We start from the raw sequence: 26,745 nt of genomic DNA on the forward strand, positions 1-26,745 counted from the left end.
CGTTACCAAGCTGGACAGCACAGGCAAGCAAGTGTGGCAGTGGAAGGCGTCAAGCGGTGTGCAATCGGTAGCTGTAGACAGCAAATTCAACGTTTATGCAGGTGATAGCAGTCTTCACATTACTAAGCTGAAGACGGCAAAGCAATAGCAGAAAGGATTGATTTATTTTGGCAGAAACAGACACGTATAAACAGGTCTTTATGACCTATCCAGTTCAGCAGCAGGATGGCAACTTTTATCATATTGATTATGTCCCCCAATATGTACCAGTTGAGTACCCCAAGACGACTGACCCGATCCCATCCGAATTGCAAGGCAAAATCCCCAAATATGACTGGCAGACGAGTGAATGGATTGATTCTCAAATTGACCCAACCACTGCAGCCATTACAGCTCTGCAAGCAAACGCTGCACTGCTCATGGCCCAGTTTTCAATGATTAAAAGCACACTGACAGGATTGCAGAAGCAAGTTGCTTCATTAACTAATCCAGCAACAACCACTACTACTAAGGAGGCATAAGCATGGACAGATTTGTGTTGATGTATTACAAGATGGGGTTGTTCGATTTGCCAGCGATGCAGCTATTCGTACAAACGGGTGAAATCACCGCTGACCAGTATAAGCAAGCAACTGGCGAGGATTATGTGGCCCCGGCAGCATAGATTGGAGGCCGCTTATGCACATTATTTTAGGTCTGTCGATTGCTGAATGGGCAGAAACACTGACTGCCCTCGGGGTGCTGGTGAGTGCTGGCAGCTGGCTGTTTAAGAAAATTGCTCTGGACCCGCTGCGTGAGGACATTCAGCGCTTGTCCGAGCAGATTGGGCAACAGCTCAAGGTCCACGAACAAACACTTGCGTCGATCAACGGGCGTATTAAGGAACATGACAAAGAGCTCGGCAGCCACTCGGAACGAATTACCCGTCTGGAAGACCATGCAGGAATTAAGGAGGACAAAAATGAAGATTAATTGGAAAGTACGTTTTTTGAGCGTTAAGTTTTGGCTGGCCTTGGTGCCAGCTATTTTATTGGTCGTGCAAGCGGTCGCTGCGGTGTTTGGCTATAACTGGGACTTTGCGAGCCTCGGAAAAGAGCTGACTGGTGTGATCAATGCAGTATTCGCCGTGCTGGCTATTCTTGGGGTAGTAACTGACCCTACGACAGCTGGTGTTGCCGACAGTGCCCAGGCACTCACTTACAGCAAACCAGCTAAGGATACCGTGCCTGATCCGGTACCGGCTGAACCGCTGCAAGCTAATGGGCAGGGCCAGCTGGTCAAGGATACTCTGCCAGACGGCTCTGCCGCGGACACCACTACGAATGGAGCTGACAGTAATGTCGTTCAGCATTGATGCCGCAATCAATTACATGTATCAGCTGCAAAAGGCTGGGGTCACGTACTCAATGGATGGCAGTCGCGTTGGCACAGATGGCACAGCTGACTGCTCAGGCGCTGTTTATGCATCCTTGCGAGCAGGTGGAATGCCTAGCGCTGGCTATGTGTTAAACACCGAATCCATGCACAATTGGCTGTTAGCTAACGGCTGGAAGCGGGTAGCCGACAACAGCGGATGGAATGCCCAACGCGGCGACGTGTTTATCTGGGGCAAGATTGGCGATTCTAGTGGTGCTGGTGGGCACACAGGTATCTTCATTGATCACGACAATATTATCCACTGTAATTACAGTCATAATGGCGTGAGCGTTAATAACCATGATGCTTACTGGGCCGCCGATGGCTGTCCATATTTTTATGCGTATCGGTATGCCGGTGCGCAAGAAGCAGATCAAGGAGATGATAACGATATGGATTTGAGCAAATTGACTAGCTTGGCGCCAGTCACTGCATACGGTGTGGCCTGGATCACCAACCCCAACGGGGCCGCCTTGTGGGATAACTCTGGCAAGGTGCTTAAACACCTGCCTTACGGAACATCTTGGGTCGTCGAAGACGTCAACAAAGGTCGGCTTAACGTGGGCGGCTGGATCGACCCGGCAGACGCGGTAGTCAAGATCAACAAGGGCGCCGCGGGCGACTGGTCAGGCACCGTGGTCCGAGTGACTTCTGACGGTGCATACACGCAAGCTCAGCCCAAGCCTAATCAAGCAGGTGTCCAGTATTTGCCCAAAGGCAGTCGCTGGAAGGTTGTTGATGTAAGCAAGGACGGGAATTACGTCAATATCGGCGGGTACGTTGATGCCAACAAAGTGAACATCGAACTGTAATACAAAACCCGGTATTTAGAATTCCGGATTGTTTGAAAGGTGCTAACAATGGGATATACTGAACTAGAGGTGGTTACATTGAAAAGTCAAGAATACGCTTTTCCAGATAAATCGGTTTTGGTGAACCACGTATACAGCCGGTTAGATAATCCAACGCTTGTAAAAGTTCAGAAGAGCCTCTATTTGTTATGGGCCTATTACAGTGCCACCTATGGAACACTTTACCCCTGTGGCGATGTGGACATTGAATATCCAAAGGCACTTTTCAAACCAGACTTTCGGGCTTGGCGGTATGGTCCCGTGGACGAGACGGTATATGCAGAACAGAAAAGTGAAAGCTTTTCTAAAGAGACTGCTAAAGAATATATTCCTAGTAAACCATGGGACACTGAAGTCATCAGCTTTGTAAATGACTTGCTTAAAGATACCAACAAGGTAAATGACTTTGGATTGGTAGCACGAACGCATCAGGATAAGTCTTGGTCAAGCGTCTATAAAGAGGGGGAACGTTATATAGCTATCGATCCAAAGGAAATTAAGAGCGAATACATTAACAAGATTAAAGAAGCAAGTGTCGTCTAGTTGATGTTTTCTGCTTACTGGAAGTTAGTAAATATCGGCGGTTGGATCGCCGCTGACAAAGTGAATATTGAATTGTAGCAGAAAACCCGGGGCTTAGGCCTCGGGCTTTTTGTTGTTTTACAGGTAACGAAAAAGATTGCAATCCGTTTGCTAAATTGAGCGAGATGAAAGCAAAAACTTTTTACCCATTAGCAGTTGATAAATTATGTTATACTGGAAAAGAAAGGAAAAAGGAATTGGTAATAACCTGTATTAGCTAAAAAAGGAGGACGGTGTTAATGCAAAAATCAAGTCTTTCCATTGATGAAGTAACCCAATACCTTAATACCTTAGGGCTTGGTGCTGTGGATGGTGACGCATTACATCAGTTTGCTTTAAAAAAGCTTGCTAATGCCAAGGAAATCGTTTCTCGCCGGAATGTAAACCACCATGTTGTTGGAGCTTTCCATTCTGACACCCCATGATCATCCTTCCCCCAGATTAGACGATCATACCAAAAACCATGGCAGAAATGCCGGGGCTTTTTTTGTGGGAAATTGTCCCACTACACAATTACTACACAAAATACGTCATAATCCCTTTATAATAGGTAATCCAACGGATTTTACAAATCCGGTAAACGGCTTAATTAGAACTTTATGGGAATATGATGTTATCCCAACGACTAAAAGTCGTTGGGATTTTTTCTACACATCGATAGCACGTTCAGCATTTAAAAGAAGAACACCAATGCAGAAATCTATATGCCGTCAGTGATCATACGTACCCGCCAATGTGTGTAGCCAAATTCTATTTAGGCAATCAACAGACATATACATTGGCAGACAACAAATGTCATCTCGTTCGACTTGTGGGAGACACGTTGCTACCGGGGCCTTTGTTTACCGGTTGCTGCTTTCTCCCAATACGTACTACAATGCTGATTTTAGGGCAGTCAGCAATGAGTCCAGACAAAATAGAGAAGGTGTGCCCAGCGCATTGCTTTCTCTATTTGTCTGGGACTGTTAATTAGCTGCCTGAGTATCTGTACGCGTAATAATACGGCCGATTCGCGGTATTCCAATATTGCCCATAATTGTTAACGGATACCCCATTGTGGGAATAATTGCAGTGAATAATATCGTGATCAGTGATGAAAATACCAGTATGTCCACCAGCGCCGGCTGATTTCCCATGTTCGCCCCAAATAAAGACATCACCGCGTTGAGCGGGCCAACGCATATTTTCAGCCAGCAGAACAAAGCCGCTGGTCAACAACCAGCCGTGCATCGTTTCCGTATCCAGGACAGTGTCCGCAACCGGTGCACCGCCGGCACACAACGCGGTGTATACAGCCCCAGAACAGTCGGCAGTGCCGTCTGCCCCCGTGCGGCTGCCGGTCATGCTGTAAGTTACGTGGTTGGCCTGAAGTGCCTCCATAAAGGCCAATGCGCGATCCATATTAACGGTCATCGTGACTAGTCCCTCCTGTCTGTAATCGATCGCCCTTATTCATGGTCCAACAACTTCTGGAAGGTCACATTATCCTGATACCGGACCTTGACAAAAATCGTGGTAAACCGCAGGAACACGGGGTTCGCGTAGTGCAAACTTTGCTGATAAGCGGTCAGATCGGCCATAAAACTCTTCTGCACCTCACTGCGGCTGACCAAGCCGGCGTAGCCTTGCAGCGCGACGGAGCAATGGTGCCGTTCGTTGAAGCAATAGATACTAGCTTTGCCGGATTCCACAATGTTATGTATGGTGGTCGTGTCCCGATCGGTGTAAAACAGGACCTGCTTCACTGAGCGCTGCGGTCTGAGCGGGGTGAGGGCGACGATATTAGGAAAGCCGCGCTTATCCAGTGTGGCAAATTCCATGACTGTGGCTTCTTGCAGCAGTTGTTCCGCTTGGGCGATGGTGTCCACCGTCCCTGTGCGGTCGTCTGCTTTGGGGTGATTTGTTTTTTGGTTAGCCATTGAAATATCCTCCAGTTGGTTGTTTTCGGTATGGATGAAAAGGCAGCAGCATACTTTGCGCAATGATTGAAAGCCCATCCATCATTGCCGTTTCAGCCTTTCTTAATGAAGTTAATTGTAGCATGGGCCAGGCCGTTATGGATGGGAAATGAAAACATGACGCCTGTTATTATATCACCAACTAATTTCCCACAATTAGTTCTTGCACAACACGTGTTATCAATGGATAATTAAAATTAGGGAAGGAGGGATTCGAATGAGTCTCGAAGACAAGATCAAAGGCAAGAAGGATCAAGTAACTGGCAAGGCTAAAGAAGTCGAAGGTAAAGTAACTGGCGATAAAGCACGTGAAACCCAAGGCAAGGCTGAAGGATTGCTCGGCAAGGCTAAAGAAAAGCTGGGCGATGCGAAGGACTCGGTACGGGATGCAGTTGATGATGCGAAGGATAAGCTCCACAAGGATAAGTAATACTTAACGAGCCGCCGAACCCTGGCGGCTTTTAGTATGCCCCAAAAAACGCACCTTTTGCCGCCGCGCCCCAATGCGTATACTTAATAACAGTATGCGCAATTATTGGAGGCAATTATGACGAATCACGCAGTTTCAAAACGAACCGGCAGTACGTTGTTTTTTCTGCTGGTCATTCTCATTGGGGCTAATTTGCGAACGGTACTCACCACCGTCCCGCCAATTTTGACCAATATTCAACGTTCTTTCCAAATGCCCAGCTGGTTTCTGGGCAGTCTGACGACGATTCCGCTGATATGTTTCGCCCTGGTGTCGCCGCTGATGAATGGGTTGACGAAGAAATTCGGCGTCATGCCGGTGGTGATCACGGCGCTGATTATTTTATCGGTCAGTTCTTTGTTCCGGGTGTATTCATTTCCATTTCTGCTGTTGGGGACTTTACTGATTGGCTGTGCCATTGCTGTGCTGAATGTGCTGTCGCCAGTATTGGTGGCGGCCCTGTACCCCAATAAAATCGGGATGATGTCCAGTGCATATCTGCTATCGTCCACAATTTTTTCCGCCGCCTCGGCCGGGTTCAGCGCGCCCTTAGCCAACATCTTGGGCTGGCCGGTGACGCTGCAAGTATTGACCGTCTTTCCAGTAGTGACACTGATCGTGGCCATTGCGGTGCGTCTGCTGCCCGGCAGTCAGCAAGCTCTGGCGGCACCCGCGCCGCTACCCGCTCAAACGCCGCCGGCTAAGCCCCAACAACCCGTGTGGCGGCAACCGCTGGCCTGGGCCTTGACCGGGTTCATGGGCTTGCAGTCTTTGCTGTTTTACACCATCCTGACGTGGCTGCCGACGATTCTGATGAGTCACGGCTTTTCCCAAAGCAACGCCAGTTTGCTGCTCGGTTTGCTGCAATTGGCCGCCGTTCCGATGGCTTACATATTCCCGAACTTGGCCGGCCGGCAGACTCGCCAGGCACCGCTGATCTGGGCCATTGGCCTGCTGTTCCTGCTCGGTTTAGGCGGGCTCATGCTGCCAGCGCTGCCGTTAGCCGCGGCCCTGGTGGTCTGCATCCTGCTGGGCTTTGCGACTAACGCCGCCTTCACCATGGCCATGTCGCTGTTTTCACTGAAGACCAAGACTCCCCAGGAAACGGCTGCCGTTTCCGGCATGGCCCAGGCCATTGGTTATTTGGTGGCCGCTGGCGGGCCGATGCTGGCGGGCTTTCTCCACAGTGTCTGGGGCAGTTGGGCGCCAGTGATGCTCGTGCTGCTCGTAGTTGCCGCCATCCAGACGTATTGCGGGCTGCTGGTGGACCGGCAAGAAAGTGTGTTTGAATGACCCAAGTCGAAGTTGAACAATTATTGGCCTGTGTTAGCCAGGCCATGCCGATTTGGCGGACCTACCGCGCCCATCCAGAGCACGCCAAGTTTTATCGGGACACGGCCGGCGAGCCAGTCGGCCTCCTGGTGTTCACCACTAATGCGTTTCATCCCCACGCCCTGGGGATGGCCGTTTACGCCCCCGCGGCCGACTTGTTTCCCCAGATTTTAGCCGATGCCCAAAAAGAAGTCCACCGCCAGCACAAAGACCGGCTGGTCACTTGGGAGTACCGGCCGTTCAGTGCCTTCACCGATTGGCTCCTGGCCCAACAGGGATTCGCCGTGTGGCGGGAAACAGTAATGCCCACGGTGCAGTTGGCCGACATCACGGTATCGGTTGCGCCGAGCGCTGACTTATTGACCTTGGCGGACATTCAAGCTGATCCAGAAATACGCACGCAATTACTCGCCATGAGCTTGGCGGATTACCGCCGCGTCCACGCCATCAACCCAATGGCGGACACGACGCCCCAACAGTGGGCGCAGACCGTCTTCCCCGATGTACTGCCCAGTGCGCCGCTGGCGCTGGTCCGCCAAAACCGCGTTGCCGCATATACCTTTCCCTTCGAAGACGATCCAGGCATATTGACCTTCGGCTGGCTGGGAGCGGTCCGCGCTGCCGATCTCTGGCCGCTGCAAGCCGCCCAGATCTGCTGGGCCCGTCAGCAGGGGATGACCGGCCTGAGCGGCGAGTTCGACAGCACCGATCCGCTGGCGCTGGCCACGTATCGCCATTGGCCGTTTACCCCCGCGCCGGACTACACGATGGTGGGAAAAAACATAACGCTTGACGGACTTACTTTTACCCAGTAGAATGTGACTTATCAATCAAGAACGAGAGGAGCTGAGTACCATGATCGTCACCACTGCAAACAACTGTATGATGTGTCTTTCCCGGCGACGGTCAGCGGACTCGGCGGGCATTTTCGCGTTGACGCGATAATGTCTCCCAAGGGCCCATGACTGCCGCCTATTGTGCGGTGGTCATGGGCCTTTTTGTATTCTCGGAGCAGAAAGGAAGATGGCAATGCGCTGTTGGGCTTGTTGGCAAAGAAGGTTAGAGCACAACAATTAACGACCAGATATGGGAGGATAACATGAAATTTTCAAAGATTCTCGGTATTATTTCGATCAGCGCAGCGGCAGTCTTGCTCGCGGCGTGCGGCCAAAGTGCCACCGGCAAAAACGGCAGTGCAGGCACTGCGAGCCAAGTCGCGACGATTCAGACCAGTTCAGAAATTCAAACTCTGGACCCGGCCCAAGCCACTGACGGCGACAGCTTGACGGCAATTTCCAGCAACAATGAAGGCTTGTACCGCTTGGACAAGGACAGCAATCCGATTCCGGGCATCGCCAGTAAGGTAGTGACGCCGACGGATGATGGCAAAAAATACGTGATCCCGCTGCGCCATGACGCCAAGTGGGCTAACGGTGATCCTGTCACCGCCCAAGACTTTGTCTATGCCTGGCGGCGGGTCTTGACCCCCAGCACAAAAGCATCCTATGCTTACTTATTGGACGGCATTCAAAACGCCGCCGCGATCCGCAACGGCAAGGCCGATCCCAGCACCTTAGGGGTCAAGGCGGTGGACAAGTATACCCTGCAGATCGACATGGCCGTCGCCGTGCCGTACCTGCGCGTCCTGTTCGCTTTTCCGACTTTCTTCCCGGTCAATCAACAATTCGTCGAGAAGCAAAACGGCAAATTCGGTACCTCGGCGGATACGATCCTGGCGAACGGACCGTTTGTCCTGAAGAATTGGAACGGCACGGGCCAGAGCTGGCATTTACTGAAGAATAAGACTTATTGGGACGCCAAGACGGTCAAACTGACCCGGCTGAACTTCCAAGTGGTCAAGGAAACGGCCACGGCGTATAACCTGTTCACTTCCGGCAAGCTGGACGACATCACCCTGACTGGAGATTACGCCCAAAATAATCAAAACAACAAAGATGCCGTTGCCCGGCGCGGTTCGTCCATCCGCTATCTGCAGGTGAACACGAAGACCAAGGGCTTGGCTAATGCCGATGTCCGCAATGCAATTTCCCAAGTGATCGACCGCAAGAACCTCGCCAATAAGGTCTTGGGCGATGGCAGTGTACCGCCTCTGGGCATGATTCCCCAGGGCATGTACCAAGACCCTGTCACCAAGAAGGACTTTGCCCAGGAAGCCGGCAACCTCGCGCCAACGAATGTGAAGAAGGGCAAGGCCCTCTGGAATTCCGTGAAGGAGAAAGTTGGCGGCAAGCTGAGCATTCGCCTGCTGACAGAGGACGATGATGACGCCAAGGCCATTGCGGAGTTCATTCAGGGGCAAATTGAAAACAACCTGTCCGGCATTTCCGTTACCCTCACCACGATGCCCCAAAAGGCAGCAGATGCGGCGGCACAGCAGGGCAATTTCGACCTGTATTTGAAGAACTGGGGCGCCGATTATCCGGACCCGACCACGTTCCTGGACCTGTTCAAGGGTAATTCCAGTTTCAACTGGACCAACTGGCACGACAGCCAGTACGACACCGCGCTGGCTGCTGCTGAAGGCGCCGACGCCGGCGACCCGGTCAAGCGGACCAAGGATCTGCAGGCGGCGCATACGCGGCTGATGGCCGAAAAGCCGGTCATCCCGCTTTTCCAGCGCTATGTCCTGCACTTGAATAATCCCAAGGTGAAGGGCATCGTGTACTTCCCGACCAGCTACCATTTTGACTATAAATATACCTACGTGACCAAATAGGGTTTCGGCGGTCATCCTCACAGCAGGGGATGGCCGTTTTTGATTGTTTTTAACTGGGGCGAAAATCCGCTATAATATGACCATTAGACAGTGACGGAGGATACAGTATGGACGAGACGACACAACGCGCGGGTCAGTCGTGGACCCAATTCTTGATTATTGGCATTTTATATGGCGGTTTGCTGTGGTACCAGTTCCAGTACGTTTTGGTGAAAAAAGTGACCATGCCGGCGCTGGCCATTTTCGTCGGTGCCGCCGTGATTTTGGCAATCATTGCCCTCGCCTGGACCCATCATGTCCCAGCGGCGGGCGGCGCCCCATTCTTTGCCAGCCGCGTCTATTGGCCGATGATCGGCGTGCTGCTGGTGATTACAGCGGTCCGCTTCGGCGCCGCGTATCTTCATTTCCAATCGGATTTTCCAGTCCTGCCGGTCCAACGGGTACTGCGGAACATGAGCGTCAACAACCGGGCCATCTTCAGCGCCGCCTTCGTGTTCGTCGTGCCCCTGGTGGAACAAACGCTGTTCACTCGGCTTTGGTTCAACGCCCTGTGGACTAAACGCCATTATGCGCTGCTGACGATTGCCATCCTTTTGGGCGGCCTCATCCAAGGCGTGCTGGTTTCTCCGGAAGCCGTCATCGGCACTGTTGTAGCCATCGGGATCGGCTGGTTCATTTCGTTTCTTGGCGGCATCACCCAGAATTTCTGGGCCGCAGTCGTTGTCCAAGCAGTGAGCAATTTCCTGCTGGTGTTTATTTATTAAGAAAAAGGGGCAGCCTCTGGTTTCTCACCGGGGCTGCCTTTTTGTGTCTCATGGGGCGATGGTCACGGTCCAGGTGAGCTGGGACTGATACGTGCCGCCGGGCACCTGGGCAGTTTGGGGAATATACAGCGTGGAATCGGTGCTGAGGGTGGCCGCAAAGTTATCAGTTTGGTTGTGCACCAAAACCGTATTCGTGCCGTCCACCGGCACCGCTGCCTGACCGTTAGCCCAGACCAAGTGCAATGTGGGCGTAACGGTGAGGACATCGCCGGTGGTGCGGTTGGTGAACGGACTGGCAGCCAATGACAGGGTCCAGTGATCCCCGTCGACGCGGATGAATCCCTGATTTTTGCCATCAAAAGTATTGGTCGGCTGACCAGTGTCGGGTTGATAAGCTAGGGTGGTACCGCCAGCGGCGTTCAAGTCCTCCGCTGTCGGCAGCGTGTAGGCGTTGTCGCGGAATAATTGGAAACGCATATTGGGGACGGCCCGCAGATAGGGCGGCGGGTCGACGACTTGGAGGATGGTGTCATTCGACTGCCATTTCAGTGTATGGCCGCCGCCATCGGTGAAGGTGATTGTCAGCTGTAAGAAATAGTAAGTGGCAGCGTTATTCGGCACCTTGGTCCAGGAGAAGGTGGCCTGGTTGGTCACTGCGCCAGCAGGCGTAACGGGTTGATAATTACTGTCCATCACGGTCCACTGGTAGCTGGGTGTCATCCCGGCGGGAAAGGTCGCAGGATTGAGAGCAGCCGGCGAGTAAGTGAAATTTTCTCGGGCCACGACGGCTTGCGGCGTTAAACCGCCGACAGTGATGGTGGCAGTGTTTTGCACCGTCGTACCATCAGCATTCTTGGCGGTGATTGAAATGTTGACTGGGAAACCGGCAGGATTATTGGCGATCAGGGAATCAGTCAGAGCAGGGATCGCAGAATTATACTGGGTGGCCAGTCCCATTGGGGGCATAATCGTTCCCAGATTGCCACCGCCGGGGGCATCGTCCAGGCAATTTGAGCGGTGCTGTTGGCGGGGGTGAGACCAGGAGTAATATCCGCGGTTTGACCCCAGAAAATGGTTGGGGTAGTCGTTTGCGGATTGAGTGCTGTTGCACTAATTGCTTTTGGGGAAATGGATACTTTGACTACGCGACTATAGATTTGGGTGCCATCGGTGTAGATGATCGTGAACTGATAGAAATTGATTCCCGCTGTTTGGGCCACCCCAAAATCAGCGGTAATCGTTTCCTTGGGTTCGTTCTGGCTCAACGTAATTTTGGGGCCGGGATTGGTCACCCACATCATACTGTTGAGTGCTTGGCGGACGATCACCCGGCTCACACTTTTAGCGCCTGTATGACCCAGCAATGACAGTCCTGACGACATCGTGGTAAGCATACTGATCCGTAAAGGAACTCCTTGTACCAGGTTGGCATCATTCGGCTGGGCAAGGAATCCATAATTCGTGATCCAGTCGTTGAACAATGGAATTTGGAATGTCCACCCATCGGCATTAACGGGGTTTTCCGGAGTCGGGGCTGGCGGGTCGGCTGCCTGCACCGGGACAGCGGTCAGGATAAACACCAGCAGGCTCAAACAAACAGCAAGCCATCGCCATCCTTTTCTACGCATGATGGCCGCCCCGCTTTCGCGCCAGAGTGATCAGTCCCAATCCGCTGAGCATGACCAATTCTCCGCCGATAATCAGCAGCCACGGATCGATCTGCTCCCCGGTCTGGGGAAAGCGGCCCGGCGGGGTATCACCCGGTGTCAGCCTGCCGGCCGGCGTAACGGTCTGCCAGCCGGGTGGTGCGTTATTGCCAGCGGGCGGTATCTTTTGGCCGGTTGGACTATTGACCACGGTGAACTGGACCGTGCTTTGGTCGGCGCGGGCCGGATCAGCCAGCAAAAACCACAAGGCGGCACTGGCCACCAGACTGCCAACTGTTTTAACCGTGTTTTGGCGCATAATGATCGCTCCCCTTTCTATTTCTCGCTAATAGGCCGATCCAAAAAATGATCATCGCGCCCAAAATGGCGGCGATGGCGGTCAGCCAGGCGGCCCACGCGTTGGTCCGGGCGGGTTGGGCCACGGTGAGCTGTTGGGCAGCCGCTGCGGATACGGTGAAATTACGACGCAAATGGAAGACCTGGCCCATGGCGCTGGCGGTGAGGATGAGGGTGTACGGCCCCGGTGTCAAGTGCGTGTCGGCAGGAATGGTCAAATCAAAATTGCTATTGGGAGCCATGGCCCCGTTGATGATTTTTTTCGTATACAATACCCGGTCACTGCCGGATCTGGTCACCGTCGCTGTGGCGGTCATCCCCCGAAAAAGTTGGGCGGTTTGGTTTTCAACATTGGCTAGAATGGTCGGGACGTGGTTGGTGATCCCCGGTTTCACGGTACGCAGGGTCAAGGTCACCGGCTGCTGGGCGGCGGGGTCCTGGGCCAAGAGCACGCCGATGGCCATGGCAAAATGGTTTTGCAGGGCGAATTGGGTGCCGCTGTCGGCGGCCCTTGTTTCGTCTAGGGCATAGATGCTGCCCAGGATTTGGCCAGTGAGGCCGTCTTTGGGAATGATATATTGGAACGTGACGACCTTGCCTTCCCCCGGTTTGAGGGTGACGGTTGCGGGGCGGGAGAAGAGCTGGTTCAGCGTGTATTGGGCGGTGGGGTCTTTGGGCTTGCCCGTGGGCGTGTAGTTGATCTCCGCACTGCTGCTGGTGGTCGCCGGCGTAGGACTGACCCGAATCGTGCGGGTGCTGGTTTTGCTGATGTTTTGCACCTGGACGCTGAGGGTAGCCGACTGGCCTGGGGTCACTTTCAAGGCAAAATAGCCCAATTTCAGATTCGTCTGGTTGCGCGGGTAGATTGGCGCAATGTAAAATTCCGCCCCCGCTGGCGGCGCGGCCGCTTGGACGATTGGGCCGCCAGTGCCGAGTAAAATAAAAAGTAGTAGAAGCAATAACCCGTTGGGTCGTCTCATTTTTTTCATCCCCCTAAACAAAAGTGTCCCTGAAATCGCCAGGCGACTCCGGGGACACTGCGTCATTCTTTAGGCGCCTGTACTCAGCGTCCACGTGATGTCGGTTTGGTAAATGGCGTTGGCCGGGACGTTCACGCTTTGGGGAGCAAAGTGCAGTCCCGCGGCGTCCGGTCCTGTCAAACTCCAGCTGGTCCGGCCGATGCCGAAGCCGCTGGGCGCCGTGACTACTTTGGCGGCCTCAGTGCCAATCCCGGTGGCGGCCAGCTTGAGGGTATCTGCGTTGCCGATTTGTGCTGTGGCTGGCGCGTTCAAGGAAAGTGTGATGCCGGTAAGCGGGGCGGCATCCGGGGCGGTGAACGATGCGCCCAGCTGCGTCGTCAGGTTCCAGCCCGCACCGGTGCCCCGCAGGTCGTCAACGACCAGTGCGCCGCCGCTATTGCCGTCGTTGGCACTGAAGTTCTTCGACGTGACCTTCGCGGTGTCGCTGGGAGTCGTGACGGTGTTATTCGTTAATTTCTGATCGCCGCCGTTGAGGATCGTCCCGGCATTGACTTGACCGAAGCTCAAATCCGGCACTGCGGTCAGCTCTAAGGCGCCGCCCAAGACGGAGAACTCCGCGGTGGACTTGGCCACCGCGCCAGCAGTTGTCGTCGCGGCAAAGTAATTCGCCGTCGCGGTGACGGTGGTATCGGCGCTCAAGTTATAGCCGCTATCGCCTGGCCCGACGCCGCCAGCCGCGGCCCCAGTCGTATCGGCGGCGCCAACGGTGACCGGTGACAGGATCAACAATAATGCGGCACTGCTTAATACTGTTGCTGTGAGCTGTTTCGCATGATGAATCATCATGGTCGAAACATCTCCTTTCACTTTTAATACGGTCAGTATATCCAGAAATGCGGCTAATACCGCATGAGATGATTTACTCGGAAAATCGAATATAGGTCGGCTGAAACGGCTATATACCAGTTATCACCAACAGAGTTCTCCGAAGATTGTTTTCTTTTGTACGAAGATTGATGCATCGTCTTGGCAAACGCCAGTCGAGCGGCAAAGGGCTGTGAAACGCTGAATTTCAAGCCAAAAGAAAACACCCGTCATTTTGACGCGTGTTTTGAGGAGATATTTGATTAGATCGCCGCTGGAGTCGGCCGCAGATCTTGATAATGGAACAGCGCCGCCGGTACGTTTTGCAATAGCGGCGATGGCCGGTCGATGCCAATCAGCACTAAATTATGCATTGCCCGGGAACAAATCGTGTACAAGACATCAGCTGTGCCGCGATCGCCGAAGTTGTAGGCCGAAATATCATAGGCAATGACCGCATCGAATTCCAAGCCCTTCGCCAAGTAAATCGGCAGGATCAGAATACCGGCGGCCAGAGACCGGTCATGTTCGCTCATGAGCTTAACCGGTACTTCGCTGGATAAGCGGGCGTACAAGGATTCGGCCTCCTGCGCCGTTTTCGTTAAAATAGCCACGGTCTTGTTGTGCCGGAGCAGCGCGGTGGCTTCCCGGGACACGGCCGCAATGGCTTCAGTGTGGGGACAAACAATGTAAGTCGGTTTCTCCCCGGAGCGGGCGAAGGCGGTGATGTCGCTGCCGTCGGGCAGCAGGGCCTTCGCCAGATTGGTAATTTCTTCCGTGGAGCGGTAGCTCTTGTTCAGCGTGTGGGCACTGATCCGGCCGCCGCGGAACATCTGCCGGACTGCCGCCAGCCGGTCGGCGGCCTCATAGTGAGCGCTGAACACGTCCTGATCCCGATCGCCCAGCAGTGTGAAGTGGGCCTTGGGGAAGGCGTGGCGCAGGTAGCTGATCTGGGCCAGGGAATAGTCCTGCATCTCATCAATGAAGAGATAGCGGATGCTGTGGTTTTGCCCGCCGCCGGTGAGCAGATCCCGCAGGTAAAGCAGCGGGGCGGCATCGCTCAGGGGCAGGACATGCCGTTCAATACTGTGGCCGAATTCGGTGATCATTTCCGTCCACACCTTGGGAGCAATTGCCGCCGGCCGGGCGGTGGCGAGAAAGGCCGCGTACTGTTGGTAAATATCGAGGAAGTAATTGTTGTAAATGGCATCATACACCGGCTCGTACCGGCGGAAGACCAACTTGCGGGCGAGAAAATGCAGCTCGTCATCCGGCGACGCAAATTCCTTATCCCGAGTCCACGCGGCCAGGGTCGCATCATCCAGGAGCGATACCTCGTCTTCAATTTCTTCCTCCCGGGCTAACCGGCGCAGCCGTTTCTTCAAGCGGGTGATCAGAATATTCTTGGTTCGCAGGAACTTATCGGCCAAGCGCATCTGGGCGGGCAGTTTCATGAAGATCCGCTGGATCTCTGCCTGACTGAAGAAGATCTCCCCGTTAAAGTTGATCGGCGTGAATTGCAGTGTCTCCGGCGGAGTGGTCTGGAGATACTGGCGCACCGCGGTCATGAAGGCCGGACTTTCTTTGTATCGGCGCATGCTCTGGGCGGTCTCCGGCAAACTGGTCATATCTGTTTCGAAACGCTCAAAGAGGGATTCGACATGCAATCCTTCGAAGCGCTGGCCGAGGAACTCCGCCAGCGTGACCTGACGCATGTTCTTTTCGCCCAGGCTGGGCAGGACTTTAGAAATGTAGCTGGAAAACAGCCGGTTGGGCGAGAACAGGATCATTTGATCCGAATCCAGCTGGTTGCGGGCGTGGTAGAGCAGATACGCGACCCGCTGGAGGATCGCGCTGGTCTTGCCGGAACCGGCCACGCCCTGTACCAGCAGGAGGTCGGCGTCGGTGTTGCGGATAATGTCGTTCTGCGCTTTTTGAATCGTGGAAACGATGTTGCGCATGTACTCGTCCGTTTGCTGGCCGAGGACGTGCTGGAGAACGGAATCGCCGACGGTTTCGTTGGTGTCGAACATGTTCTCGATGTGGCCGTCTTCAATTTGAAACTGGCGCTTACGGGTCAGATCCACCCGCTGGCGGCCCATGGGGGCATCGTAGGTGGCCGGTCCCAGCGTGCCATTATAGTAGAGGGCGCTGATCGGGGCCCGCCAATCGTAGACGAGGAAATGATCGTCGCCATCCATTAAGGTGGCGGTGCCGATATACAGAGTATTCTGGTCGCCGTCTTCGGCGATGTCGATGCGGCCAAAATAGGGCGATGCTGACAAAAGCGTCAGCCGCTTCTCAGTATCTTGCAGGATGCGCTCACTTTCCATCTGCCCGGCGATCATGTTTTTCTGCTGCTGCACGGCCGCGTTGGTTTCCATCCGGTCATCGACTTCGAAGGTGTTGACCTTGGTGTTTTCACCGTAGTTCTCATCCAAGCGCCGGGTCTCGGCCTTGGCACTGGCCAGTTCCGCCTGGGCGGCGGCCAGCTGCTGCGCGATAATCTGGGACACCCGGTCGACCCGGGCTTGTTCCTGTTGGCGTTCTGTATCTAACAATAAAATCCCACCTTTTCTTGGCTGCCTGTGGGTGACGTACAAAATAGCTTGCAGAATATTCTAGCCGGTTCGGGCGCGATGTGCAAGGCGGACGGCTTATTGGCGGAAATGAAAAGCTCTCGGTACCCTGACCCTAAAAGGCCAAGTACTGAGAGCTTTTTGTCATTGATGGCACTTACGCCCCCGGAAACGTCTGGGGCTGGGTCGGATTCATCGTCACGACCCAATCAATACCCGCTTGAATGTGATAAAGATCCGCAAACGATGCCTGATTGATCGCAATCCCCAGATTCAGCAGCGAATTGACGTACACCAGCGGTTCGCCGACCACCACGGACGCAAAGGAGCGGGTGTAGCGCATCGTGTTCTGGTAGCGCAGCTGATCGTGGTAGTTAATCGACACTTTGACGGTATCGCCGGTCTTGACGCCCAGCTTATTGAACGCTGTCACCGGAATATTTGTCCAAACCGAGCCAAAGCGCGGGTCGGTGATGTCTACCGCACCCGTAACCTGGTCCGGGCCGGTGGTCACCGGCGCCAGGGCCAGCCGGACCAGCTGATCCGGCGTGGTCAGCGGGCCGACGTCCTCGAAGCGCAGCTGGCCGCTGGCCAGCGCCGCCCCGATATACGTATAGAGATCCCGGCCCCGGAAGGTATGCTCCTCGTTGAAGGCAGCCAGCGCTTGGCTGGTCGGGGTCTGAATTAAACGCGCCGCCCGCAACCCCTGGTAATGGGCCAAGTGGGTGATCGTGCCGTTATCCGGGGTGACGATGAACTTGTTGTCCATGGTTTCTACCGCGATGGGCTGCTGGTCATTGCTGACGCCGGGATCAACGACCGACACAAAGACCGTGCTCTCCGGCCAGAATCGGACCGTTTGGTAGAGCCGGTAGGACGCTGAGAAAATATCATAGGGCGGGATGTTGTGGGTCAAATCGTGTACCGCCAGCTGCGGGCCGACGGAATACGCGATGCCGTACATGGCGCTGACGGAACCATCCATCAGGCCGAAATCTGTTTGTAAAACTAAATGAGCCAATTGCGCCGCTTCCGATCTTTAATAATGGGTGAAGTAGTTCAGACCGATGGCGTCCCGAACTTCTTGCAGGGTTTGGTCGGCCACTGCCCGGGCGTGGTCAGAGCCTTTTTTCAACATTGCTAAAACAGCGGCGGGATCCTTGGCGTATTGGGCACGGCGGTCGCGAATCGGACCGAAGACACTCTCCAAGACATCGTTCAAGTACCGCTTGAGCTTCACATCGCCCAGACCGCCTTGCTGATATTGGGCCTTGAGTTCCGCGACTTTGGCTGTATCCGGATCGAACGCATCTAAATAGGTAAAGACCGTGTTGCCTTCAACTTGGCCTGGATCTTCCACGTGGATGTGGTTCGGGTCGGTGTACATCTGCATGACTTTTTGCTTCATCGTGTCCGCGTCATCGGACAGGTAGATGGCGTTGCCCAGCGATTTACTCATCTTGGCATTACCGTCCAGACCAGGCAGGCGGCCTTGGCCCTTGGGCGCGAAGACGCCCTTGGGTTCAACCAGGACATCGTGATTGTAAGTCCGGTTGAACGTCCGAACAATCTCCCGGGCCTGCTCCAGCATCGGTTCCTGATCGTCGCCGACGGGCACCGTGTCCGCCTTGAAGGCCGTAATGTCGGCCGCTTGGCTGACCGGATAGATGAGAAAGCCGGCGGGTACACCGTCGCCGAAGTTCTTCTGCTTGATCTCGGTCTTGACGGTGGGATTGCGTTCCAATCGGCCGAGGTTGACCAGATCCAAGTAATACATCGTCAGTTCAGACAAGGCGGGGACTTGGGATTGCACAAAAATCGTGGTCTTCTCCGGGTCCAAGCCAACGGCTAAATAGTCCAACGCAACCTGCAAGAGGGAATCATGGACTTTTTGCGGGTCATTGGCGTTATCCGTCAGCGCCTGCATATCGGCGATCATTACGAAGGATTCGTAATCGCCGGAATTCTGCATCGCCACCCGGTTCTTCAGCGATCCGAGGTAGTGGCCTAAATGTAATTTGCCGGTGGGCCGGTCACCGGTCAGTAAAATGTGTTTTGCCATGCATATTGCTCCTTAAATTTCCCGCGATATATAGACGAGAATAGTCTCATGATTCAGTTTGGGGAACGGGCAGTGGGATGTCAAGCTCAGTACTGGTAAAAAGCTAATTAATACCCAAAAAAGCTGCTCAGTCCTAAAAAATACTGCCCGGCCAAACCTTTTCCTGGGCAGCGGGCAAAACCTCCGTCTTCCGACGGACGCCCGTTTGGGCCAACATGATACAATGGTCCTAACGAACATATAGAAGAGGAGTACACGCGATGCAAAATGGGAGTACTGATAACAAACCGCGCCGCAGTTATCTGCCGTGGCTGATCGTCTTGGCCGTGATCGTTGTATTGGGTATCTTTGGGATTTCCACGTACAACGGGTTGGCCAAACAAAGTCAGTCCGTGGATAGCCAGTGGGCCAACGTGGAGACTGTCATGCAGCGCCGGGCCGATTTGATTCCTAATTTGGTCAGCGCGGTGAAAGGATCCATGAAGCAGGAACAGAAGGTCTTCGGGGATATTGCGGCTGCACGCAGCAATTATTCCAAGGCCAATTCGGCCTCGGATAAGATGAAGGCCAATGCCCAGATCGACCAGTCCGTGGGCACGTTGATTTCGGCCATTCACGAGAGCTATCCGCAACTGGAATCCAACAACAACGTCAAGACTTTGATGACGGAGCTGGAGGGCACTGAAAATCGGATCGCGGTGGAACGCCGGCGCTATAACACGGCGGTCCAGTCGTATAACACCAGTGTGGTGACCTTCCCGCGGAATGTGTTTGCCAACATGACCGGCCAAGGCCAAAAGCCTTATTTCAAGGCTGAGACTGGAGCGGACAAGGCGCCTAAGGTGGATCTGGATGATTCCAGCAGCAGTAGTAAATAAGCGTCGACGACAAGGGCGGTGGGGGAGTGTCCTCGCCGCCTTTGCGGTGCTGTGGGGTTTATTCATGCTGGCGCGACCCGTACAGGCCGCCAGTTTGCCAACCGTGCGGCCGGCCAACGGCGTGGCGGATGCCGCGGAAGTGGTCACCGCGCAGACAGCGAAGCAGCTGACGCAGACGAATGCCGCTTTGGCGAAACAGCCCAAGCAGCTGCAAATTCTCATCGTGACCGTGCCCCGGGACAAATCCTTGGTCAAGACTGAGAAATTTGTCCGGGCGCATTACTTAACCGACGGGACTTACCGCGTAGCGGTGTTGTACGCGCCTAATAACGGCCGGCCGGCGGCGCAGATCGTGACCAGCCATACCCTCAGTACGACCTTAACGAAGGCCATTACCGACCGTATCTTGACGGAAGCCGCGCCCAAGCTGCGCAGTCGCAAGAGCGCGGCCCTGAATGCGGGGTTTGCCCAAATGATTACGGCTCTGCAGTCCGTTATGAATAAACTGTACCATTATCCGCAGGCCGCCGACGCCCTGAGCGATAAGCAGATCCAGAACTATGTGTACGGCAATCGGGATAATTTGTTTACCCCCAAGGGGATGCTGATGGTGCTGGCCGTGATGGGCGTGCTGTTCCTCTTCCCCGGCCGGCGGCGCGATGCCAGCGGACGCTTGCGGCCATGGTGGCAGGGCAGTCATTTGGTGGATGAGCACCCGGAGGATGAAGACGATGATGAGACGGAAAAAGACGAGGATAAAGATCCGCACAAGACTAAGGAGTGAACAAATTTGCCAGCGTCTTATCCAGATAAATATCACCTGACCAAAGACCAGAATCGGCGGTACGCACGCCAAAATTTTGTTAATCTGGTGCATACAAATTCTCGTTTCGAAGGCGTCAATACCACACTGCCGCAAACTCAAACCATTATGGACGGCTTAGGCGTTGACGGGGTATCGATTGACGACATTAACGTAATCGTTCAGCTCAAAAAAGGCTGGCAGCTGATCACTGAAGATGACGCGTCGTTGACGCTTGCGTTCGAAAAGAAAATCAACGCGATTGTCGCTCTGCATGATTCTCTGGCGCCGGGCGAACTACGCACCGGCCAGGGCGGGGTCGATGTCGGTACTGCCGATTACTTTACGCCGCCCGCCGTTGATCCAAATCAGGAATCACGTTTTTTAACTGACTTGATGCAAGATGACCAGCGCAGTACCACCGACAAAGCGTTGACGCTGCTCTATCACAATATGCGTCAGCAGCTTTTCTGGGACGGCAACAAGCGCACTGCAACCTTGGCGGCCAATAAGCTCATGATCGACCATGGTGCCGGGCTGATCAACGTGCCCTTGAATCTTTGGCCGCGGTGGAACGAACTGATCAGTGCGTATTATCAAAGTGCCGATATGACGGCAATCAAAGAATGGACATATGCCCACGCGATTCAAGGCGTGGCTTTAAACTAGGTGAGTAAATGCCCAATTTAGATACAGAACTCAACCAAATCAAAGAATTGAGAAACAAACTGAGCAAACACCAGCCGCTTTCGCCAGATCAGCGCCAGCGTCTCGCCCAGAACGTGCGCATTGATCATGTCTGGTCTTCGAATGCCATTGAGGGCAGCCCGCTGAGCCGCGCCGAAACGGCCACCATTCTTAATTCTGGGATAACGGCCGCCGATGCAGCAAACACTGCTACGGTTGAGGCAATTGACTTGAATGAAGCCTACGTATACATGATGGCCTTGGCACAGGGCGACCGGCCAGTTGTTATCACGCATGCTCTCATGCGCGACTTGAATCGCCTGCTGACCCGCCACACGACGATTCCACAATCTGCGGCCGGGGTGTACCGGTCAATCGATGTGTGGCCCAATGGTTCTGAAGACCGTCCTTATACCGCGCCATTTGAGATTCGGCCGCAGCTGGATGCCTTACTCCAGTGGGCCGATTCGGCGCAGCAGACTGCCTCACCAATCATCTTTGCGGCTGACCTGCATCAGCGTTTCGTCGCCATTCATCCCTTCATTGACGGCAACGGCCGCACCTCGCGGCTGTTGATGAATCTGGTTTTGGTCAACGCAGGGTATCCCGTGATCAACATTTTACCCGATACTGCCAACAGAAATGCGTACATTGCCGCCCTGGAAACTGCCCGCGGCGGTGATCCAGAACCGTTTGAGCGATTGATTGCGGCTTACGTCAAGAGAGTACTGGTGTACGCGAATAACGCAGTGGTCGCAAATGGAAACAATAAGAGCGCTGACCAGTGACGCACCCCAAAACACCCCTACATTTCGGAAATCTCCCGAAACGTAGGGGTGTTTTTCTTGGTCCCTCAAATTCTAACTGGTCATAGTGAAATCAACAGCATACATTACCTTGACTACTAGAAATCTATGATTGCCGACTGGGCTTGCGGATTGGTGTAACAGCGATAAGGACGAATATAATGAGACTAACCCAAATCAATGTCACTTGGAGAGGATTGCTGACGCCCTTCAGAAAGAGCAAGTACAAATCCAACGCGATGAAACCCAAGGGCAAGGATAAATTGCCAAATTTCTTACCGTTGTGAACCTTCTGAGACATGATTCAGCCTCCTTCGTTCAGCTGCCGGAAACCGCTTTCTGCCCCCTGATTATACATCGTCCCGCAACTTGTTGGAATCAAAAAGGATGCCATCTCCTGGCATCCTCAAATTTCTCAACGCTTAGGGCAAATCATTACCCGCCGCAAAGTAAATATCGTACCATTCCTGTTTCGTCAGCTTAATCCGATCAATATCAGCAATCTCCGCCAACCGTTCCGGATTCATCGTCCCGGCAATGACCTGCATATTCGCCGGAATCCGCAGAATCCAAGCGGCGGCCAAGGCATTAACGTTGCTGCCGTACTTCGCCGCCAATTCATGCAGCTTGTCGTTCAGCTTCGGGAACTTCGGGTTATCAATGAAGACACCCTCGAAGAAGCCGTACTGGTAAGGCGACCAGGCTTGAATCGTCATGTCGTGCAGTCGGCTGTATTCCAGAATGCCGCCATCGTGGTCCACGCTGCGGGGATCGGTCATATTGGTATGCATCCCGTAATCGATCATGCCGGTGTGCATGATGCTCAGCTGCAACTGGTTGGCAATGAGCTTCATCGGCACGGCCTGCTGCACCAGTGCCACCTGCATTGGATTAAAGTTCGATACGCCGAACTGCCGGACCTTGCCCTGATTAAGTAATTGTAAGAAAGCTTCAGCGATTTCATCCGGCTCCATCAATGGATCTGGGCGGTGCAGCAGCAAGGAATCGACATAATCCAAGCCCATCCGTTCCAGTGAGCCGTTGACGGCTTCGATGATGTGGTCTTTCGAAAAATCGTAGCGTTTATCCGTAATCCCAACCTTGGTTTGAATGACCAGTTTTTCCCGGGGAACAGCCGCGATCTTCAAGGCCGCGCCGAATTTTTCTTCAGCTTTGCCCTGGCTGTAAACATCGGCGTTATCAAAGAAATTAATGCCGTGATCAATGGCGGTGGCGACCAGTTGGGCCGCGTCCGCGTCACTCTTCTTGGAGACCCGCATCAGGCCTAGGCCAATGGCCGAGGCCCGCAGGCCGCTGTGACCAATATTGACATATTGCAAAAATATCCACTCCTAGGGTAAGCGGCGGTGGCCGCATTGTATTCGGTTACTTCCTAACCCTAGCACATTTTAGCGGTGGGAGAAAGAACTAATCCGCCCGACGGACCACGGTTTTGATTACGGATTCAGGAATCGCGAGATCCGGCGGCACATCGTCCCAGAGATCCACCACGGTGCCGGTCAGCGTGTGGCCATTGGCGCCCACCGGTACGACTACCTGATCATCAATATCCAGATCGGGAATGTCGGTCTTGTAGGTGTACGGCTTGCCGCCGTGGTTGAAGGTCACCGCGACATAATACTCGGCCACTGCCGGCCCCAGCTGACGCCAGGCATTGGCACTTTCCCGCTGGGCGGCCGTGATGGCGGTGGTGACCAATTGCTTGAGCTGATGCCAGAAAGTGAGCATCGCTGGATCATCTGCGTCGGTCTGAACCACGATCTGCTCGTTTTCCGGATAGGTGAGGATAATACCGAACGCCGTGTCCGGGTCCACGGTGGTATCCAACCGCATCGTCGACAGATTGCCCAAAGGCGCCAGGACATCCGCCACTGCCGGGATCAGCGCTGTGACCAGACTGGCATTTTGGTAAGTTTCCGTATGGCTGGGCTGGGGGTCGGGGTAGCGGGTTGCCACGTACAGAGTTTGCTGGGCGGCGTCGATCAGGATGGTCTCTTGATAGATCGTGCTGCGGCTGAGGATGTCGCCTGCGCCTTGGAATTGGGGCAGATGCAAATCGGCGAAGCGGACGAAATCAAACTGCCAGCGCACCGGCGGTTGTAAATGACCGTTGGGCGCCAGTGCGGCCTGCCGCAGCAAGTCCACCAGGGCGGACCAATTTTGCGGATAGACGCTGTCGCCGGTCATGACGTGCTGGGCGCCGTCATCCTGATTCAAAGTCAACGTCCATTGTGTCCCAGCGGGGACCACCTGGCCCGGCTCCGGCGTATAGCGGTCGGCCCAATCCGGCAAATGCAGGGCAGCCAGCCGGGCCAGCCACTGGCGGGCATCGCTGCCAGTCAGCGTCTGGCCCACGGCCGGCTCGGCCTCAACAGTCTCGTTGGCCAGCGTGACCGTGACCGCCCCGGCGGTCATACGTGCCTGATAGACAGTCGGCGGACCGAATAAGCCGGCCAGGCGCAGTTCAATTTTCGTGATCATCGCGTTCACCTCCGCGTTTACTTCCCACATCAAGCCTAGTTTATCACGAAAGCGGATTCCCACGGTATAATGGAACTAACGAACTGGGGGAATGTGGCATGTTAGGTAAGAAAAAAGAATATCCAGTACCAAACGCGTATGGTTTAACACCGGCCGAGCAAGTCAAACTCACATCCGGTGCTGATTTTTGGGGCACCGAGGAATTTCCGGCCGCCAATATTCCGCGCTTCCGCATGAGCGATGGGCCCCACGGGCTGCGGTTTCAACCGGGGGCCGGGGACCACTTAGGCATCAATGCCAGCGAGCCGAGTACCGCTTTTCCCACCGGCAGTGCCTTGGCCTGTACCTGGGACCCGGCATTAGTGGTCAAAATGGGTCAGGCCATCGGCCAAGAAGCCCGCTCGCTCCACGTTGATATGGTCCTCGGGCCCGGGGTGAACATTAAGCGCAACCCGCTGTGCGGCCGGAACTTCGAATATTTTAGTGAGGATCCGCATCTGGCGGGGAAATTGGCTGCCGGGTGGATCGACGGCATTCAGGGTGCGGGCGTTGGTGCGTGCCTTAAACATTTCGCCGCCAATAACCAGGAGGATGATCGTCTGCGCTCCGATTCCCTGGTGGATCCGATTGCTTTGCATGAACTCTACCTGGAGGCCTTCCGTATTGCCGTGATTGAGTCCCAGCCGGAGGGCGTGATGTGTTCCTACAACCGGATCAACGGGACGTATGCCAGCGATAATGCGTACCTATTGAGTACGGTCCTGCGCCGGCAGTGGGGCTTCAAGGGTGCCGTCATCACGGATTGGGGCGCCCTGAATGACAAAGTTAAGGCGCTGAATGCGGGGACCGATTTAGAAATGCCCGGCGATAAGCATATGTTCGATCAGCAGGCCTTGGCCGGATTAGCGGCCGGTCAGCTGAAACCGGAAGCCTTGACCCGAGCGGTGGCGAAGATCGCTCAACTGGCTCAGAAGCAACGGCCGGCGTTCACCGGCGATCGGGCGCAGCTGCTCCGAGAGAATGCCCGGCTGGCCGAACACATTGAAGAACAGGCCGCCGTCTTGTTGAAAAACGACCACACTATTTTACCGTTGCAGCCCAGCGATCGAATTCTGGTGGTGGGCGAGATGGCTGACGCGACCCGCTATCAAGGGGCTGGATCATCCCATATCAATGCCGCGGAAGCCGTGTCGATTCTTCAAGGCCTGGATGCCGCCCACGTTGCCTATACTTATCAAAACGGTGCGGATCAAGCGGCAACTCTGGCCGCTGCCCGCACCGCCGAGTCTGAAGGCTTCGATCGCCAAACCATGGCGCTGCCCCAGGACCAGAACAACTTGATCTCCGCGATTGCCGCGGTCAATCCCCGGGTCGTCGTGCTGCTGGTCGCCGGGGCGCCGGTTGAACTGCCCTGGGCAGACCAGGTCCAAGGCCTGCTGAACTTATATCTCGGCGGCGAACGCGTCGGCACGGCCGCCCAGCACCTGCTCTACGGCACCGCGACGCCCAGCGGCAAACTGGCCGAAACCTACCCGCTGCATTACCGGGATGTTCCGTCCAGTGCGCTGTATAACCAGAACAACGGGTCGGTGGGTTACGCGGAAAGTGTCTATGTCGGCTACCGGTATTACGATAAAGCCCAAGTACCGGTCCGTTTCCCGTTCGGCTACGGGCTGAGTTATACCACCTTCGCCGTCACCAATGTCCACCTGGACCAGGCCAGCATTAGCCCTCAGGGGACCATCCGCGTGACCGCCACTGTTAAGAACACCGGTGACCGGGCCGGTGCTGAAGTGGTCCAGGCCTATGTGGGCAATGACCCGGACGCCGCGTTGACGCCGCTTAAGACACTGCAAAGCTTCGCCAAAGTCGCGTTGACTCCAGGCGAGGAAAAGACGATCACGCTGGCATTGCCTGCCCAAGCTTTCAGCGAATGGGACGATGCCCAGCAAGCCTACGTTTTACCGACTGGCACGAGAACCGTCATCGTCGCCACCAGTGCGGCGGCCGCCGATATCATTACGACACTGCCCGTCACGCTCCAAGGTGCCGCTGCCAGTACCCGGCCGACCCAAGTGCCGGCATGGTACCGCCAGCCCCAGGGCTTGCCCAGCCTGACCGATTTCACAGCGATGAGCGGCCTGACGGTCACCCCGGTACGTACGCCGCAGCCCGGCGAGTATACGCCGTACAATACCCCCCGGGAGATGAGCCGGACATCCTGGGCGGTGCGTCAAGTCACCGACGCCATCGAAAAGAAACTGGTCGGCACGACGCAGCCCACAAGTGTCGAGGACCGCTTTATGCAGACAATTCTCCTCGACACGCCCATCATTCGCCTGGCCCAGCAATCCAGCGGGTCCTTCCCGTTACCTTTGGTCAATCGGCTGGTCGCCTTGGCCAACCGCCACTATACCGGCCTGGTGACTGGGCATCGCTGGTGATTTGCCCAAAAAGACGCTTCGGCGCCTTT

29 protein-coding genes are annotated in these 26,745 nt (G+C 54.8%); 17 read left to right on the forward strand and 12 right to left on the reverse strand.

Annotated features, from left to right (window positions below):
• The first annotated feature begins 167 nt into the window (after nucleotides 1-167).
• The 7 genes from H627_RS0107245 to H627_RS0107280 all read left to right on the forward strand — a co-directional run bounded on the left by H627_RS0107245 (nucleotide 168) and on the right by H627_RS0107280 (nucleotide 3,274).
• Nucleotides 168-521, forward strand: a complete 354-nt coding sequence (locus H627_RS0107245; protein ID WP_027828415.1) for a hypothetical protein — start codon at nucleotides 168-170, stop codon at nucleotides 519-521.
• A gap of 2 nt (nucleotides 522-523) precedes the next feature.
• Entirely contained in the window at nucleotides 524-664 is a 141-nt protein-coding gene (locus H627_RS19680) for an XkdX family protein (RefSeq protein WP_081674753.1), read from the forward strand.
• 14 nt (nucleotides 665-678) lie between these two features.
• Complete coding sequence (locus H627_RS0107255) at nucleotides 679-972, forward strand: hypothetical protein (protein ID WP_035440217.1); 294 nt, start codon at nucleotides 679-681, stop codon at nucleotides 970-972.
• The gene (locus H627_RS17410; RefSeq protein WP_051225258.1) at nucleotides 962-1,354 is read left to right on the forward strand and encodes a phage holin; all 393 of its coding nucleotides are present in this window, start codon (nucleotides 962-964) and stop codon (nucleotides 1,352-1,354) included. The genes H627_RS0107255 and H627_RS17410 overlap by 11 nt, the downstream gene beginning before the upstream one ends.
• The gene (locus H627_RS19215; protein ID WP_051225259.1) at nucleotides 1,338-2,228 is read left to right on the forward strand and encodes a peptidoglycan amidohydrolase family protein; all 891 of its coding nucleotides are present in this window, start codon (nucleotides 1,338-1,340) and stop codon (nucleotides 2,226-2,228) included. Before H627_RS17410 ends, H627_RS19215 begins: the two co-directional genes overlap by 17 nt.
• Before the next feature lie 78 nt (nucleotides 2,229-2,306).
• Nucleotides 2,307-2,810, forward strand: coding sequence for a Panacea domain-containing protein (locus H627_RS0107275; protein ID WP_226999152.1), 504 nt, complete (start codon nucleotides 2,307-2,309; stop codon nucleotides 2,808-2,810).
• A 278-nt stretch (nucleotides 2,811-3,088) separates the two neighbouring features.
• Nucleotides 3,089-3,274: a hypothetical protein gene (locus H627_RS0107280; RefSeq protein ID WP_027828419.1), complete on the forward strand. Its 186-nt coding sequence runs from the start codon at nucleotides 3,089-3,091 to the stop codon at nucleotides 3,272-3,274.
• Nucleotides 3,275-3,818: 544 nt separating this feature from the next.
• Here the strand turns inward: H627_RS0107280 and H627_RS17420 are convergent.
• Both H627_RS17420 and H627_RS0107290 read right to left on the reverse strand, forming a co-directional pair.
• Entirely contained in the window at nucleotides 3,819-4,262 is a 444-nt protein-coding gene (locus H627_RS17420; RefSeq protein WP_051225261.1) for a peptidoglycan amidohydrolase family protein, read from the reverse strand.
• Nucleotides 4,263-4,297: 35 nt separating this feature from the next.
• Entirely contained in the window at nucleotides 4,298-4,768 is a 471-nt protein-coding gene (locus H627_RS0107290) for a pyridoxamine 5'-phosphate oxidase family protein (protein ID WP_051225262.1), read from the reverse strand.
• Nucleotides 4,769-5,024: 256 nt separating this feature from the next.
• On the opposite strand from H627_RS0107290, the gene H627_RS0107295 reads away from it, so the two are divergent.
• The 5 genes from H627_RS0107295 (at nucleotide 5,025) to H627_RS0107315 (ending at nucleotide 10,109) form a co-directional block, all read left to right on the forward strand.
• Entirely contained in the window at nucleotides 5,025-5,237 is a 213-nt protein-coding gene (locus H627_RS0107295; RefSeq protein WP_027828421.1) for a CsbD family protein, read from the forward strand.
• A gap of 117 nt (nucleotides 5,238-5,354) precedes the next feature.
• Nucleotides 5,355-6,569 carry an MFS transporter gene (locus H627_RS0107300; RefSeq protein WP_081674757.1) on the forward strand — a complete coding sequence of 405 codons (1,215 nt, stop codon included), beginning with the start codon at nucleotides 5,355-5,357 and terminating at the stop codon, nucleotides 6,567-6,569.
• Nucleotides 6,566-7,423 (forward strand): hypothetical protein, encoded by an 858-nt coding sequence (locus tag H627_RS0107305; protein WP_051225263.1) that lies wholly within the window; start codon nucleotides 6,566-6,568, stop codon nucleotides 7,421-7,423. The genes H627_RS0107300 and H627_RS0107305 overlap by 4 nt, the downstream gene beginning before the upstream one ends.
• Nucleotides 7,424-7,707: 284 nt before the next feature.
• Nucleotides 7,708-9,345: a peptide ABC transporter substrate-binding protein gene (locus tag H627_RS0107310; protein ID WP_027828424.1), complete on the forward strand. Its 1,638-nt coding sequence runs from the start codon at nucleotides 7,708-7,710 to the stop codon at nucleotides 9,343-9,345.
• A 107-nt stretch (nucleotides 9,346-9,452) separates the two neighbouring features.
• Entirely contained in the window at nucleotides 9,453-10,109 is a 657-nt protein-coding gene (locus H627_RS0107315; protein WP_027828425.1) for a CPBP family glutamic-type intramembrane protease, read from the forward strand.
• Nucleotides 10,110-10,157: 48 nt separating this feature from the next.
• Here H627_RS0107315 and H627_RS0107320 read toward each other — a convergent pair whose 3' ends face one another.
• The 8 genes from H627_RS0107320 to trpS all read right to left on the reverse strand — a co-directional run bounded on the left by H627_RS0107320 (nucleotide 10,158) and on the right by trpS (nucleotide 18,597).
• Nucleotides 10,158-11,066 (reverse strand): hypothetical protein, encoded by a 909-nt coding sequence (locus H627_RS0107320; RefSeq protein ID WP_027828426.1) that lies wholly within the window; start codon nucleotides 11,064-11,066, stop codon nucleotides 10,158-10,160.
• Nucleotides 11,024-11,737: a hypothetical protein gene (locus tag H627_RS0107325; protein ID WP_152319444.1), complete on the reverse strand. Its 714-nt coding sequence runs from the start codon at nucleotides 11,735-11,737 to the stop codon at nucleotides 11,024-11,026. Before H627_RS0107325 ends, H627_RS0107320 begins: the two co-directional genes overlap by 43 nt.
• Nucleotides 11,730-12,074 carry an LPXTG cell wall anchor domain-containing protein gene (locus H627_RS0107330; protein ID WP_027828428.1) on the reverse strand — a complete coding sequence of 115 codons (345 nt, stop codon included), beginning with the start codon at nucleotides 12,072-12,074 and terminating at the stop codon, nucleotides 11,730-11,732. The genes H627_RS0107325 and H627_RS0107330 overlap by 8 nt, the downstream gene beginning before the upstream one ends.
• A complete protein-coding gene (locus H627_RS19220) occupies nucleotides 12,055-13,092 on the reverse strand; it encodes a WxLIP family cell surface protein (RefSeq protein ID WP_051225264.1) in 1,038 nt (345 codons plus the stop codon). Before H627_RS19220 ends, H627_RS0107330 begins: the two co-directional genes overlap by 20 nt.
• A gap of 69 nt (nucleotides 13,093-13,161) precedes the next feature.
• Nucleotides 13,162-13,938 (reverse strand): WxL domain-containing protein, encoded by a 777-nt coding sequence (locus H627_RS19225; RefSeq protein ID WP_051225265.1) that lies wholly within the window; start codon nucleotides 13,936-13,938, stop codon nucleotides 13,162-13,164.
• Nucleotides 13,939-14,219: 281 nt separating this feature from the next.
• The gene (gene helD, locus H627_RS0107345; protein ID WP_027828429.1) at nucleotides 14,220-16,517 is read right to left on the reverse strand and encodes an RNA polymerase recycling motor HelD; all 2,298 of its coding nucleotides are present in this window, start codon (nucleotides 16,515-16,517) and stop codon (nucleotides 14,220-14,222) included.
• Nucleotides 16,518-16,692: 175 nt separating this feature from the next.
• Nucleotides 16,693-17,556, reverse strand: a complete 864-nt coding sequence (locus tag H627_RS0107350) for an SAM hydrolase/SAM-dependent halogenase family protein (protein WP_027828430.1) — start codon at nucleotides 17,554-17,556, stop codon at nucleotides 16,693-16,695.
• A gap of 18 nt (nucleotides 17,557-17,574) precedes the next feature.
• Complete coding sequence (gene trpS, locus H627_RS0107355; protein WP_027828431.1) at nucleotides 17,575-18,597, reverse strand: tryptophan--tRNA ligase; 1,023 nt, start codon at nucleotides 18,595-18,597, stop codon at nucleotides 17,575-17,577.
• A gap of 260 nt (nucleotides 18,598-18,857) precedes the next feature.
• On the opposite strand from trpS, the gene H627_RS0107365 reads away from it, so the two are divergent.
• The 4 genes from H627_RS0107365 (at nucleotide 18,858) to H627_RS17435 (ending at nucleotide 21,752) form a co-directional block, all read left to right on the forward strand.
• Nucleotides 18,858-19,475 carry a LemA family protein gene (locus H627_RS0107365; protein WP_051225266.1) on the forward strand — a complete coding sequence of 206 codons (618 nt, stop codon included), beginning with the start codon at nucleotides 18,858-18,860 and terminating at the stop codon, nucleotides 19,473-19,475.
• A gap of 64 nt (nucleotides 19,476-19,539) precedes the next feature.
• Entirely contained in the window at nucleotides 19,540-20,259 is a 720-nt protein-coding gene (locus tag H627_RS0107370; protein ID WP_027828433.1) for a TPM domain-containing protein, read from the forward strand.
• A gap of 6 nt (nucleotides 20,260-20,265) precedes the next feature.
• Complete coding sequence (locus tag H627_RS0107375) at nucleotides 20,266-20,946, forward strand: Fic family protein (RefSeq protein WP_027828434.1); 681 nt, start codon at nucleotides 20,266-20,268, stop codon at nucleotides 20,944-20,946.
• Between the two features lie 8 nt (nucleotides 20,947-20,954).
• Nucleotides 20,955-21,752 carry a Fic family protein gene (locus tag H627_RS17435; RefSeq protein WP_051225267.1) on the forward strand — a complete coding sequence of 266 codons (798 nt, stop codon included), beginning with the start codon at nucleotides 20,955-20,957 and terminating at the stop codon, nucleotides 21,750-21,752.
• 440 nt (nucleotides 21,753-22,192) lie between these two features.
• Here the strand turns inward: H627_RS17435 and H627_RS0107390 are convergent, their stop codons facing one another.
• Both H627_RS0107390 and H627_RS0107395 read right to left on the reverse strand, forming a co-directional pair.
• Complete coding sequence (locus H627_RS0107390) at nucleotides 22,193-23,110, reverse strand: aldo/keto reductase (protein WP_027828436.1); 918 nt, start codon at nucleotides 23,108-23,110, stop codon at nucleotides 22,193-22,195.
• 88 nt (nucleotides 23,111-23,198) lie between these two features.
• The gene (locus H627_RS0107395; RefSeq protein ID WP_027828437.1) at nucleotides 23,199-24,272 is read right to left on the reverse strand and encodes a hypothetical protein; all 1,074 of its coding nucleotides are present in this window, start codon (nucleotides 24,270-24,272) and stop codon (nucleotides 23,199-23,201) included.
• A 98-nt stretch (nucleotides 24,273-24,370) separates the two neighbouring features.
• Here H627_RS0107395 and H627_RS17440 point away from each other — a divergent pair, with 98 nt between their 5' ends.
• Nucleotides 24,371-26,716, forward strand: coding sequence for a glycoside hydrolase family 3 C-terminal domain-containing protein (locus H627_RS17440; protein WP_051225268.1), 2,346 nt, complete (start codon nucleotides 24,371-24,373; stop codon nucleotides 26,714-26,716).
• The last annotated feature ends 29 nt before the right edge of the window (nucleotides 26,717-26,745 follow it).

Origin of the sequence: Schleiferilactobacillus harbinensis DSM 16991 (genome assembly GCF_000425885.1) — a bacterium.
Classification (GTDB): domain Bacteria; phylum Bacillota; class Bacilli; order Lactobacillales; family Lactobacillaceae; genus Schleiferilactobacillus; species Schleiferilactobacillus harbinensis.